This is a genomic window from Kiloniellales bacterium, from assembly GCA_030066685.1.
Taxonomy (GTDB): Bacteria; Pseudomonadota; Alphaproteobacteria; order Kiloniellales; family JAKSBE01; genus JAKSBE01.
Genome location: JASJBF010000028.1, coordinates 55,990 through 67,770 on the forward strand (window position 1 = coordinate 55,990; position 11,781 = coordinate 67,770).

General features: G+C 69.1%; 11 protein-coding genes. 4 read left to right on the plus strand and 7 right to left on the minus strand.

From position 1 onward, the window contains the following. Positions 1–140: 140 nt before the first annotated feature. The 3 genes from QNJ30_16295 to QNJ30_16305 all read right to left on the minus strand — a co-directional run bounded on the left by QNJ30_16295 (position 141) and on the right by QNJ30_16305 (position 1,822). Positions 141–653 carry a CarD family transcriptional regulator gene (locus QNJ30_16295; protein ID MDJ0945029.1) on the minus strand — a complete coding sequence of 171 codons (513 nt, stop codon included), beginning with the start codon at positions 651–653 and terminating at the stop codon, positions 141–143. A 325-nt stretch (positions 654–978) separates the two neighbouring features. Further along, positions 979–1,317: a ferredoxin family protein gene (locus tag QNJ30_16300; protein MDJ0945030.1), complete on the minus strand. Its 339-nt coding sequence runs from the start codon at positions 1,315–1,317 to the stop codon at positions 979–981. A gap of 16 nt (positions 1,318–1,333) precedes the next feature. Then, a complete protein-coding gene (locus QNJ30_16305; GenBank protein ID MDJ0945031.1) occupies positions 1,334–1,822 on the minus strand; it encodes a TerB family tellurite resistance protein in 489 nt (162 codons plus the stop codon). A 63-nt stretch (positions 1,823–1,885) separates the two neighbouring features. On the opposite strand from QNJ30_16305, the gene QNJ30_16310 reads away from it, so the two are divergent. Next, positions 1,886–2,554, plus strand: coding sequence for a DUF938 domain-containing protein (locus tag QNJ30_16310; protein MDJ0945032.1), 669 nt, complete (start codon positions 1,886–1,888; stop codon positions 2,552–2,554). 10 nt (positions 2,555–2,564) lie between these two features. Here QNJ30_16310 and QNJ30_16315 read toward each other — a convergent pair whose 3' ends face one another. Both QNJ30_16315 and QNJ30_16320 read right to left on the minus strand, forming a co-directional pair. Beyond that, positions 2,565–2,966: an RNA-binding S4 domain-containing protein gene (locus QNJ30_16315; GenBank protein ID MDJ0945033.1), complete on the minus strand. Its 402-nt coding sequence runs from the start codon at positions 2,964–2,966 to the stop codon at positions 2,565–2,567. After that, the gene (locus QNJ30_16320; GenBank protein ID MDJ0945034.1) at positions 2,963–5,473 is read right to left on the minus strand and encodes a helicase-related protein; all 2,511 of its coding nucleotides are present in this window, start codon (positions 5,471–5,473) and stop codon (positions 2,963–2,965) included. The genes QNJ30_16315 and QNJ30_16320 overlap by 4 nt, the downstream gene beginning before the upstream one ends. 198 nt (positions 5,474–5,671) lie before the next feature. On the opposite strand from QNJ30_16320, the gene QNJ30_16325 reads away from it, so the two are divergent. The 3 genes from QNJ30_16325 (at position 5,672) to QNJ30_16335 (ending at position 9,070) form a co-directional block, all read left to right on the plus strand. Then, positions 5,672–6,616: a DUF2336 domain-containing protein gene (locus QNJ30_16325; protein MDJ0945035.1), complete on the plus strand. Its 945-nt coding sequence runs from the start codon at positions 5,672–5,674 to the stop codon at positions 6,614–6,616. Between the two features lie 278 nt (positions 6,617–6,894). After that, entirely contained in the window at positions 6,895–8,535 is a 1,641-nt protein-coding gene (locus QNJ30_16330; GenBank protein ID MDJ0945036.1) for a tetratricopeptide repeat protein, read from the plus strand. A gap of 103 nt (positions 8,536–8,638) precedes the next feature. After that, on the plus strand, positions 8,639–9,070 hold the full coding sequence (locus QNJ30_16335) for a tetratricopeptide repeat protein (GenBank protein ID MDJ0945037.1): 432 nt from the start codon (positions 8,639–8,641) through the stop codon (positions 9,068–9,070). 397 nt (positions 9,071–9,467) lie between these two features. On the opposite strand, the gene QNJ30_16340 is transcribed toward QNJ30_16335, so the two are convergent. Then, positions 9,468–10,685 carry a GTP-binding protein gene (locus QNJ30_16340; protein MDJ0945038.1) on the minus strand — a complete coding sequence of 406 codons (1,218 nt, stop codon included), beginning with the start codon at positions 10,683–10,685 and terminating at the stop codon, positions 9,468–9,470. Between the two features lie 17 nt (positions 10,686–10,702). Further along, on the minus strand, positions 10,703–11,773 hold the full coding sequence (locus QNJ30_16345; GenBank protein ID MDJ0945039.1) for a zinc ABC transporter substrate-binding protein: 1,071 nt from the start codon (positions 11,771–11,773) through the stop codon (positions 10,703–10,705). Between the last annotated feature and the right edge of the window lie 8 nt (positions 11,774–11,781).

The following is an 11,781-nucleotide window of genomic DNA, read 5'->3' on the forward strand; positions in this document are numbered from 1 at the left end:
CGCCGGAATTCTGTGACTTCTGCTCCCAAGTCGAGACGTCCCAGATCCAGATCGGACCGCGCGGCCGGGGCCGCCGCGCCGAAACGGCAAACGGCCAGGGACGGGGCCCTGGCCGTTCGAGACGAACAAGCCCGAAGGCGTCAGGCGGCGCGCAACGCCTTCTCCAGCTTGGCCTGGGCCGAGGCCTCGTCGATGTGCTCCAAGGCGCCGAGCTCCCGGGCCAGGCGCTCCAAGGCGGCCTGGTACATCTGCCGCTCGCTGTAGGACTGGTCCGGCTGGTCGTCGCCGCGATGCAGGTCGCGCACCACTTCGGCGATCGAGACCGGGTCGCCGGAGTTGATCTTGGCCTCGTACTCCTGGGCGCGGCGGCTCCACATGGTCTTCTTGGCGCGGCTCCGGCCCTTCAAGGTCTGCAGCGCGCTGTCCATGACCTTGCGCGTCGACAGTTTGCGAAGTCCCGAGTTCTCGGCCTTTTCGACCGGGACCCTGAGGGTCATGCGGTCCTTCTCGAACTTGATCACGATCAGATCCAACGTAATCCCGGAGATCTCCTGCGTCTCGACCCCCAGCACCCGCCCGACGCCGTGGGTCGGGTAAACCACATGATCGCCGGCCGCGTAGTCGCTTTTCTTCGCCTTGGTCTTCGCTGTCATTCAGTCTATCTCCAACTGCGTCCCACACCCGTCGGGTCAATCGGGCCGTCACGCCGGACCGTGGCTTGGGCGGACGCCGCCACAGCCGCACAGAGTGCCCGCGTTGACCTCTTCCGCGAATGGATATCGCGCAAAGAGGGCGCTTGCGCGCCCCCTCCTAACCCCCATTGTCTCGACAGAGCCGCCCACTCGGCGTTCCACTTTAACCGCGGGTTACCTATACACGAATTTTACCTGAAAGACAACGCTGCAGTGCAGCATGAGCCCGCTCCGGCCCTGCCGTCGGGCCGTCGGATTCAGCACGATTCCGCCGAAAAGGCGCCACTCAGCTGCCCTGCCCAGGGTTGGTGCTGAAGTACTTCTCGAACTTACCTTCCTGGTCCTTAAAGGTGTCGGCATCGCTGGGGGAGTCGCCCTTGCGGGTAATATTCGGCCAGGACTCGCTGTATTGCCGGTTCAGGTCCAGCCACTTCTCGGCCGTGGGATCGGTATCCGGCAGAATCGCCTCGGGCGGGCACTCGGGCTCGCAGACGCCGCAATCGATGCACTCGTCCGGGTGGATGACCAGCATGTTCTCGCCTTCGTAAAAGCAGTCGACCGGGCAGACTTCGACGCAATCCATGTATTTGCATCGAATGCAGGCTTCGGTGACGACATAGGTCATAGTGCGCTAACTCCCCTTATTCGGAAGGTGTTTCGGGCTCGGATCCCGCCGCGCTGCGGTCGAAGGCGCGTTTTCGGGCGGCGCCGCTGTCGCGGTCCGAGACGTAGATCAGGCCGGCGATGCGGCGCATCAGGCTGGCTTCGAAGTCGTGCAGCTCGCCGTCGGCATAGGCGACCTCCCACAGCATCTCGATCAACTCGACCCGGTCCTCATAGGCGAACTCGTCCTTCACCACCCGGGTGAAGCCGTAGAGCTGCGGCGTCTCGCGGACCTTCGCCTCTGCGGTCTCGATCAGCGTCTCGGCCTTGGCCGGCCCGAGTTCGAAGCGCCGCGCCAGGAGCTGCGCGATCTTGCCGCGCTCGACCGGGTCGAAGTTCCCGTCCATCAGGGCCGCCTCGACCAAGAGCGCCGCGGCCGCGACCTCGAGCGCGCCCAGGTCTTCCGCCGCGCCCTCGGGAAGCGCCGAGCTGGTCTCCGAAAGCAAGGCCTTGATACGGGCGAACATGCGCTTGCCTATCATGCGGGCCCGGCCCGCTCAACCCTGCCTAAATTGCGGGATTGCAGGGGCTTGCCGCCCGCTTTCCCCTTGGTCATGCTGGCCGCCATGGCGACGACGGAAAGCCCTGCGGGCGGTGGATCGGCCGAGCGGCGCCACGCGCCGGCGACCGAAAGGAACCGCGGGCCGATCCTCGAGGTCCTGCGCGGCGTGCTGCCGGCCGAGGGCCGGGTGCTCGAGGTCGCCAGCGGTACCGGTGAGCACGCCGCCTACTTCGCGCCGCGCCTGGCGCCGCGGCTCTGGCAGCCCAGCGATCCAGATCCGGAGCTGCGCCGCAGCATCGCCGCCCATGCCCGGCAGGCCGCCTGCCCGAACCTGGAGCCGCCTCTGGCGCTCGACGCCCGCGACCCGGACTGGCCCGTGACCGAGGCGGCCGCGGTGGTCTGCATCAACATGATCCACATCGCCCCCTGGGCCGCGGCCGAGGGCTTGGTCGCCGGCGCCGGCGGCCTGCTGGCGCCGGGCGGGCCGCTCTACCTCTACGGCCCCTTCAGGCGCGAGGGCCGGCACACGGCGCCCAGCAACGCCGCCTTCGACCGCAGCCTGCGGGCCCAGGACCCGGCCTGGGGGGTCCGCGACCTGGAGGCGGTGGCCCGGTTGGCGGCGGCGGCCGGCTTCGGCCCGGCGGAGGCGATCGAGATGCCGGCCAACAACCTCTCGGTCGTGTTCCGGCGGGTCTGAGGAACCGCGCTCAGTCGCGATCCGTGAGGCGCCCCAGGGCGCGGCGTTCTTTCTTGGTCGGCCGGCCGCTGCCGGCCTCGCGCCGGGCGACCGGGGTGTCGCGGGGCAGCCGCGTCTCGGCGGTCGGCGGCCTGAGGTCCTCGTAGAGGCCCTGGGCCTCGGGCGCCGGGCCGCGCCGGCTGCCGAGGGCCAGGACCTTGACCACCCGGATGTGGCGGCCCTGCGGGAAGGTGAGGACGTCGCCGATCTTGACCTTCTGGTGCGCCTTGGCAACCAGGCTGCCGGAAAGGCGGAGCTGGCCGGAGGCGCAGACCTTGCTGGCCAGGGTCCTGGTCTTGAAGAAGCGCGCGTACCACAGCCACTTGTCCGCCCGGATCGAGGCCTCGGCCGCCCCGCTCGTTTGGCCGCTCACTTGGCCAGCCCCAGGTCGCGCAGCTTGGCAAAGGGCGAATGCGCCGGCGCCTTGGTGCGGCGCCGCTTCGCCGCCGCCTTGCCCTTGGTGCCGGCCTTGCCGTTGCGGGGCTCGAAGCGGCTGCCCTGGGCGTCGGTCTTCTCGTTGTAGCCGAGGCCGGTCAGCACGCTGCCCAGCTCGGCCTCGCCGGCCTCGATGATCCCGCAGAGCGCCGGGGTCGGGGCGAAGGCGCCCTGCCGGCTCAGCTTGCGTGCCTCGCGGGCCAGACGTTCCAGGGCATCGGCGCGGACCGCGAGCTTGCCGCCGTCGCGGCCCAGGCGCCGGAAGCCCATGGCCTGGCAGAGCTGGGGGTCGAGCCCGCCCCCGACGGCGAAGGACCTGGCCTTGGCCGGCGGCAGCGCGGGCAGCGGCCGGCCGGCGTGAATGCACCACAGCAGGCCGCGCAGCGGCGCCGTGCGGCCGCGCAGCAGGTCGGCGAGATAGACACCGGTCATGCCCAGGCGCACGCCGAGCTCGGCCAGGGCCTTGCGGTCCGCTTTGCCCAGGCTCTCGAGCTGGCCGCCGAAGGCGCCGCGCGGCAGGCAGCCCAGGGCCTCGGCGAGCTGGAAGGCGACGCCGCGGGCGGCCCCGGCCAGGCCGGCCCCGCGCAGGCGGTAGAGCGGCGCCAGCTTGCGCCGCAGCAGGGCCTGCAGCCAGGCGTCCAGGCGGCGGCGCAGGCGCTCGCGCTCCGGGCCGTCGAGGAAGTCGCTGGCGAGCGGCTGGATCGCCGGCTTCAGGACCTCCGGCCCCGGCGCCAGACGGGCGACGGCGGCGCCTTGCCACAGGATCTGGCCGTCCCTGGCCAGGGTGAAGACGCCGTCGGGCGAGGCCTCCAGGTCGCGCAGCCTGGCCGGGACCGCGCCGGCCAAGATCCGCCGGGCCGCTGCCAGCAGGGGCTTGGCGTCCTCGCCGGCGACCTCGGGGTCGAGCTCGAAGCGGAAGCCGGCCAGCCGGCCGACGTACTCGCCCTCGACCACCACCTCGCCGTTGCTGCGCAGGGCGCCGATCAGCTCGCCGCCCTCGGCCAGGCGGCGCACCAGGGCGGCGGCGCGGCGGTCGACGAAGCGCTGGGTCAGGCGGGCGTGCAGGGCGTCGGAGAGCTTGTCCTCCAGGGCGCGGGTGCGCTCCTGCCACTCGGCGCCGGCCTCCAGCCAGTCGGCCCGGTGGCTGATGTAGGTCCAGGTGCGAACGTGGGCGATGCGCGCCACCAGGGTGTCGATGTCGCCGTCGTCCCGGTCGATGCGGGCGATCTGGCGCGCCACCCAGTCGTCGGGCAGGCGGCCCTCGCCGTCGCGCAGGTGGCAGAAGACCTGGCCGAGCAGGCGGGCGTGCTGGTCCGAGAGGATCTTGCGGAAGTCGGGGATCTGGCAGACCTCCCACAGCAGACGCAGCGCCTCGGGGTTGCCGGCCCGCTCGCGGATCTGGGGGTCGTTCAGCAGTGCAGCCAGGGCCCTCTGGTCGTCCGGCTCGCGGACCCGCAGCAGGCAGGGATCGGGCGGGCGGCGGTCCAGGCTGCGCAGCAGCTGCGCCGGGGAGCGGAAGTCCAGCTCGCCGTTGCGCCAGTAGAGCCCGGTGATCGGGTCGAAGCGGTGGCTCTCGACCGCCTCGACCAGCTCCGGGTCCATCGGGCCCAGCTCGGCGGTGGTGCCGAAGGTGCCGTTGCTCATGTGGCGGCCGGCGCGGCCGGCGATCTGGGCGACCTCGGGCGGGCTCAGGCGGCGCGGATGGCGGCCGTCGAACTTGACCAGCTTGGTGAAGGCGACGTGGTCCAGGCTCAGGTTCAGGCCCATGCCGATGGCGTCGGTGGCGACCAGGTAGTCGACCTCGCCGGCCTCGAACATGCCGACCTGGGCGTTGCGGGTGCGCGGGCTGAGCGCGCCCAGGACCACGGCCGTGCCGCCGCGCTGGCGGCGGATCAGCTCGGCCAGCTCGTAGACCCCGGCGGCCGAGAAGGCGACCGCGGCCGAGCGCGGCGGCAGGCGGGTCACCTTGCGCGGCCCGGCGTAGCTGAGGGTCGAGAGGCGCGGCCGCGAGACGTGCTCGGCCTCGGGGACCAGGGTCCGAATCAAGCGGGCGATGGTGCCGGCGCCCAGGAACATGGTCTCCTGCAGGCCGCGCGCGTGGAGCAGCCGGTCGGTGAAGACGTGGCCGCGCTCCGGGTCGGCGGCGAGCTGGATCTCGTCGATGGCCAGGAAGTCCACCGGCCGGTCGACCGGCATGGACTCCACGGTGCAGAAGAAGTAGCGGGCGCCCGGCGGGACGATCTTTTCCTCGCCGGTGACCAGGGCGACCTGGCCCCGGCCCTTGGCCTTCAGCGCGCGGTCGTAGTTCTCCCGCGCCAGCAGGCGCAGCGGAAAGCCGATGATGCCCGTGGCGTGGCCGAGCATGCGCTCGATCGCCAGGTGCGTCTTGCCGGTGTTGGTGGGGCCGAGGACCGCGGTGATCCGGCCCCGGGAGCGCGCATTCATCCCCCAAGACTTGGCCGCAAAGCCCCGGCATTGCAAGCGGGGAGGGCGCGGCGCTGGACCATCACGGACGAAGCTGCGGGGCGGCGCCCGCGGCCGGCCTTAACCGATTGATAAGCAAAATAGGTGCTATCTTTCGGCCTAGAGCGACTCGGCCCGCGCCGGTCGCCCTTCTAAGCTTCGCAGCTTGGGGTCCGACCCATGTCTGTCCTTCCGGAACTTCTCAATCAGCGCGACGTCGAGCGACTCCAGACGGACCAGAGACCCGAGAGCCGGGTCGAGATCGCGACAAAGGTCGCCGTCGGCTTCAAGGGCGCAGCCCTTGGGGTCGAGGAGCGCCGCATCGCCGAGGACATCCTGCGCGGCCTCGTCAGGGACGCTGAGGTCCGGGTCCGCGAGGCGCTCGCGGCTCAGCTCAAGGACTGCCCGGACCTGCCGCGCGACGTGGCGCTGATCTTGGCGCAGGACGTCGAGTCCGTCGCTTTGCCGGTGCTGCGCTATTCCAAGGTGTTGACCGATGACGACCTGGTCGCAGTGCTAAGAAGCGGCGGCCCGGAGCATCAGGTCGCCATCGCGAGCCGCAACCCGGTCTCCGCCTTCCTGGCCGAAGCCGTCATCGACAGTGGCTACGAGGAGGCGGTCAATTGCCTCGTTGCCAACGAGGGCGCCGAGCTCGACTCCAGGCTGCTCGACCGGGTGCTCAAGGAGTACGGCCATTCCGAGACGATGCGTACGTCCCTCGCGCAACGTCCGCATTTGCCGACCGTCATTTCGGAACAGCTGATGGACATCGTGACCCGGCAGATCGTCGGCCAATTGGCCCAGAAGCATGCCTTGTCCTTGGGTGCCGTCTCCAGCTTCCTGCGCAAGGCCCGCGACCGGGCCACGGTCGCCTTGCTGCAGTCGGAGAACCTGACCGATGCCGAGCTCGAGGCCCAGGTGGCGGACCTCGACCTCCAGGGCCGACTGAGCACCTCGATCGCCTTCCGCGCCCTGTCGGTGGGTGATCTCCGCTTCTTCGAGATGGCCATGGCGCGGCTCGCCGGCATCCCGGTCGAGAACGCCCGCGCTCTGCTGAACGACGATGGCGATCTCGGGCTCGAATCGCTGCTCCGCACTGCCCTGCGGAAAGGTCGAATCGGATAGACCGATCTCCGCTCGAACCGACTCCCTCGAGCGAAGGCAGTGCCTTTCTTTCGGAAGGCTGGGACGATCTATCGGGGTCCGCCTCGACCTTGTCCCCGGCTACGGCCGCCGGTCCCATGCAAGCCCCTTCCAGGTATCCGTGGCCGATCCCACCGACTGCGGCGGAGAAAGGACTGCACCGGTTGAGACCTATCTCCGCTAAACTGACCGCTGCGAGAAGACCCGCGGCGCAGCTTCGCCGAAGCCACCGCAAGGCTGCGGGTCAGGGGGGAGCGATCATGGACTACTACGATCTCGGACGCTATGCGCGGGCGGTGACCACCTCCTCGCCGGAGGCCCAGCTCTGGTTCGATCGGGGCCTGATCTGGACCTATGCCTATAACCACGAAGAAGCGATCGTCTGCTTCCGGAAGGCGCTGCAGGCCGACCCGGACTGCGCCATGGCGCTCTGGGGCATCGCCTATGCGATCGGCCCCAACTACAACAAGCCCTGGGAGACCTTCGAGGCGGAGGAGAAGCCCGATGCCCTGGCCCAGGCGCGCGACGCGATCGCGCGGGCGAGCGAGCTCCTGGACCGGGCCACGCCGGCGGAGCGGGCGCTGATCGAGGCCCTGCCCGCGCGCTATCCCGAGGACGCGGGGGTCGAGGACTTCGGGCCCTGGAACGACGCCTACGCCGACGCGATGCGCGCGGTGCACCGGGACCACCCGGACGACATCGACGTCTGCTGCCTCTTCGCGGAAGCGATCATGAACCGCACGCCTTGGCAGCTCTGGGACCTGCCCTCCGGGGCGCCGGCCGAGGGCGCCGACACCCTGGAGGCGATCGAGGTCCTGGAGACCGCCTTCGACCGCCTCGACGGCGCCTGGGAGCACCCCGGCCTGCTGCACATGTACATCCACCTGATGGAGATGTCGCCGCATCCCGAGCGCGCCCTGCGCCACGGCGACCGCCTGAGCACCCTGGTGCCCGACGCGGGCCACCTGCTGCACATGGGCACCCACATCGACGTGCTCTGCGGCGACTACATGAACGTCGTCTCCAGGAACCACACCGCGATCATCGCGGACCGCAAGTTCCTGCAGCGGGCCGGCGCCGAGAACTTCTACTCCGTCTACCGCTGCCACAACTATCACTTCAAGATCTACGGGGCGATGTTCCTCGGCCAGCCGCGGCCGGCCCTGGAGGCGGCCGAGGAGCTGATCGAGACCCTGCCCGAGGCCATGCTGCGGCCCCTGGCGGACTGGTTCGAGGCCTTCGTCCCGATGAAGCAGCACGTGCTGATCCGCTTCGGCCGCTGGCAGGACATCCTTGCCCAGGACCTGCCCGCCGACGCGGCGCTCTACTGCGTCACCACGGCCATGCTGCGCTACGCGCGTACGGTGGCGCTCGCCAACACCGGCGACATCGCCGGCGCGGAGGCCGAGCGGGAGCGGTTCTTCGCCGCCCGGGACCGGGTGCCGGAGAGCCGGATGCTCTTCAACAACACCTGCCGCGACATCCTGCAGGTGGCGGAGCAGATGCTGCTGGGCGAGCTCGCCTATCATAAGGGCGACCACGAGGTCGCCTTTGCGCACCTGCGCCGCGCCGTCGCGCTGGACGACGGCCTGCCCTACGACGAGCCCTGGGGCTGGATGCAGCCGGCCCGCCACGCTCTGGGCGCGCTGCTCCTGGAGCAGGAGCGCCACGAGGAGGCGGAGGCGGTCTACCGGGCCGACCTCGGCCTGGATTCGACCCTCAGCCGGGCCTGCCAGCATCCAGGCAACGTCTGGAGCCTGCACGGCCTGCACGAGTGCCTGACACGGCGCGGCGAGACGGTCGAGGCGGCGCTGGTCAAGCTGCAGCTCGACAAGGCGCTGGCCCGGGCCGAGGTGCCGATCCGGGCCTCCTGCTTCTGCCGCCGGCAGGCAGCGGCCTGAGTCGATACCGGCCGCGTTAAGGGGAAACCAAGGTCTTTGCCGTAGGGACGGGGGTGCCGCGACGGCGCGCCGACACAAGGCGACCCCTTTCCGGACGGAGACCATGCAGCAACTCGACGACACGACCTATCGGCAGATCACCGCCCACTGCGCGGCGGGCGACGTGCTGCTGGACGACGACAACCTCGAAGGCGCCATCGCCTGCTACGAGGACGCACTGGCCCTGGTGCCCGAGCCGAAGACCGACTGGGAGGCGGCGACCTGGATCTACACCGCCATCGGCGACTGCAGCTTCCATCTCGGCGCCTACGACGAGGCCCGGGAGGCGCTGCAGCAGGCGGTCGCCGCGCCGGACGGCCTGGGCAATCCTTTCGTCCACCTGCGCCTGGGGCAGGCGCAGTTCGAACTTGGCCAGCTCGACCGCTCGGCCGACGAGCTGGCCCGCGCCTACATGGGCGGCGGGCCCGAGATCTTCGACGACGAGGACCCCAAGTACTGGGACTTCATCCAGACCAGGCTGCGGCCGCCGGCCTAGCGCGTGAACTCAGAATCTGGGCCGGCGAAGCCGCCCGGATGAGTTTCCGGGTTTGCGGGGAATTCGGACCTTGCCTGGCGCGCGCCATGAAGAGCCGGAATGACCCACGACAGACTTAGGCTCAGCAATATCCAGCACATGAGGGCCATGGGCGCTGGTTGCCCGAAGGTGCTCATCCGGTGCTTACCTGGTCGGTCTGTTCAGCAATCGAGAACCAAAGAGCCCTTGACTCTTCATTGAGAATCAGGGGCTTGAATGGTTGCGAGGGCAGGAAACCACCGAGACCGACATCCGCTTTCTGCATCGATTTAACTGTGCAGGGGCATTGGGCCGCCGACAGCATCACAGCCCTTTTCCTGCCCGATGACCACGCCCTTGAGAACCTCACGCACAAAGGTCATGCCGCCGTCTCCGCGCGCCGCCAGATCGGAAACGGATCGGGCAAGTCAGGAAGGGTCGCGGGGCCTTGGGCGATATGTTCCGGCAGAAGCGCCGCGTCAAGCCGGGCCTTCAGCTGCGGCCAGTCGATGTCAGTGCCGATGAACACGAGCTCTTGCCGCCGGTCCCCCCAGGGTTCCTGCCAGTGGGCGGCCAGGTAGGCGCGTGCGGTCTCGTGGTCGGGCCAGCGTTCCTTGGGCACGGTCGCCCACCAGGTGCCGATGGGCTTCACCGAGGAGAGTGCGCCGGCAAGTGAGAACTCGGCCAGCCAGTCGGGCCGCGTGGCGATCCAGAAATGCCCCTTGGCGCGGATCACGCCGGGCATCTCGCTGTTCAGCACGGCCAGGATCTTTTCCGGCTCGAAGGGGCGCCGCGCCCGGTAGACGAAGGACGTGACCCCGTATTCCTCGGTCTCGGGCACATGATCGACGAAGCCATATAGCTCCTTGGCCCACAACGGGTGCTCGTGGGCCTTCTGGAAGTCGAAGAGCCTCGTATTCAGGATGGCGTCGGCGGGCGCGTCCGAAAAATTCGTCTCGATGATGCGGGCATCGGCGTTCAGGCTGCGGATGATCTTGCGTGCGGCGTCGACCTGATGCGGCTGCGCGTCGTCCACCTTGTTCAGGATCACCACGTCGGCGAACTCGATCTGGTCGGTGAGCAGATGGACGAGCGCGCGCTCGTCGTCGTCGCCCAGCGCCTCGCCGCGGTCGCGCAGGAAGTCGTGGCTCGAATAGTCCTTGAGCAGGTTCACGGCGTCGACGACCGTGACCATGGTGTCGAGCCGGGCGACGTCGGAGAGGCTCTCGCCCGCCTCGTCGCGGAACTCGAAGGTCGCCGCTACGGGAAGCGGCTCGGAGATGCCCGTCGACTCGATCAGCAGATAGTCGAAGCGCCCCTCAACTGCGAGGCGGCGCACCTCCGCTAGCAGATCGTCGCGCAGCGTGCAGCAGATGCAGCCGTTCGACATCTCCACCAGGGTCTCGTCGGTGCGGCTGAGCTCGGTGTCCGCGCGGACGAGATCGGCGTCGATGTTCACCTCGGACATGTCGTTGACGATCACCGCGACGCGACGGCCCTCGCGGTTGTTCAGCACGCGGTTCAGGAGCGTCGTCTTGCCGGCGCCGAGGAAACCGGAAAGGACGGTGACGGGAAGACGGGTATCTTGAGCATTCATGGCTTCATCCGCCTCCCTTACGAACTCAGCGCTTGCGCGAGGGTCGTCGCGTTATGGCGCATCATGTCGAGATAGCTGGGCGCCGGGCCGCCCGGCCCTGAGAGCGCACCGGGGTAGAGCGTGCCGCCGATGGTGGCCCCGGTCTCGTTCGCGATCTGCTCTAAAAGGCGGGAGTCGGTGATGTTCTCGACGAAGACGGCCGAGATGCTCTCGTCTCGCATCTGCTCAATCAGGCGGGCGACATCTTGCGCCGAGGCCTCGGACTCGGTGCTCAGCCCCTGAGGCGCCAGGAAGGTCAGCCCGTAGTCGCGGCCGAAATATTGAAACGCGTCGTGCGAGGTAACGACGGTACGACGGCCGGTCGGCAGGCTTGCCACGATCTCGCGGATCTCAGCGTCGAGCGCCTTGATCTCCGCCACATAGGCCTTGCGGTTCTGGTAGAAGGTCCCGGCATTCTCCGGGTCGGCCTTGGCGAGCGCGGCGGTGATGTTGTCGACATAAATCACCGCGTTTGTGAGGCTTTGCCAGGCATGCGGGTCGAAGGCGCCGTGGTCATGGTGATCATGAGCGCCAGCTTCTTCGTGCTCCCCGTGGTCGTGATTGCGACCCTCTTCGGCGGCGTGCTGCTCGTGGTCGTGGTCGTGATCGCGACTCTCTTCTGCGGCGTGCTGCTCGTGATCGTGATCGCGGCCCTCTTCGGCGGCGTGCTCTTCCCGATCGTGGTCGTCCTCATAGGCGATCAGCTCGACCCCATCGGTCGCCACGACGCGGAGACCGCGGAAATCGGAAGCGTCGATCAGCCTGTCCAGCCAGCCTTCGAACTCCAGCCCGTTGACGACGAGGATCTCCGCCTCGCTCACGGCTCGCGCGGCGGCCGGGGTCGGCTGGTAGACATGGGTGTCGCCGTTAGGACCGACGAGCGTTGTAACGACGACCTGCTCGCCGCCGATGCGCTCCACCATGTCGCCGAGGATCGAGAAGGTCGCGACCACGGGAATCGGACCGTCGGACTGCGCCGCCGCCGGAGCGGCCAGCGACAGAACGGCAAGCGCAATGGCGGACGTCAGGAGGGTTCTACGGTTAGGCATGGAAAGAT

Excerpts from the sequence above, each read along its gene's own strand:
- QNJ30_16335 (MDJ0945037.1), top strand. The coding sequence starts at position 8,639 with ATGCAGCAACTCGACGACACGACCTATCGGCAGATCACCGCCCACTGC.
- QNJ30_16295 (MDJ0945029.1), bottom strand. The coding sequence starts at position 653 with ATGACAGCGAAGACCAAGGCGAAGAAAAGCGACTACGCGGCCGGCGAT.
- QNJ30_16345 (MDJ0945039.1), bottom strand. The coding sequence starts at position 11,773 with ATGCCTAACCGTAGAACCCTCCTGACGTCCGCCATTGCGCTTGCCGTT.
- QNJ30_16325 (MDJ0945035.1), top strand. The coding sequence starts at position 5,672 with ATGTCTGTCCTTCCGGAACTTCTCAATCAGCGCGACGTCGAGCGACTC.
- QNJ30_16330 (MDJ0945036.1), top strand. The coding sequence starts at position 6,895 with ATGGACTACTACGATCTCGGACGCTATGCGCGGGCGGTGACCACCTCC.
- QNJ30_16320 (MDJ0945034.1), bottom strand. The coding sequence starts at position 5,473 with ATGAATGCGCGCTCCCGGGGCCGGATCACCGCGGTCCTCGGCCCCACC.
- QNJ30_16340 (MDJ0945038.1), bottom strand. The coding sequence starts at position 10,685 with ATGAATGCTCAAGATACCCGTCTTCCCGTCACCGTCCTTTCCGGTTTC.
- QNJ30_16305 (MDJ0945031.1), bottom strand. The coding sequence starts at position 1,822 with ATGTTCGCCCGTATCAAGGCCTTGCTTTCGGAGACCAGCTCGGCGCTT.
- QNJ30_16300 (MDJ0945030.1), bottom strand. The coding sequence starts at position 1,317 with ATGACCTATGTCGTCACCGAAGCCTGCATTCGATGCAAATACATGGAT.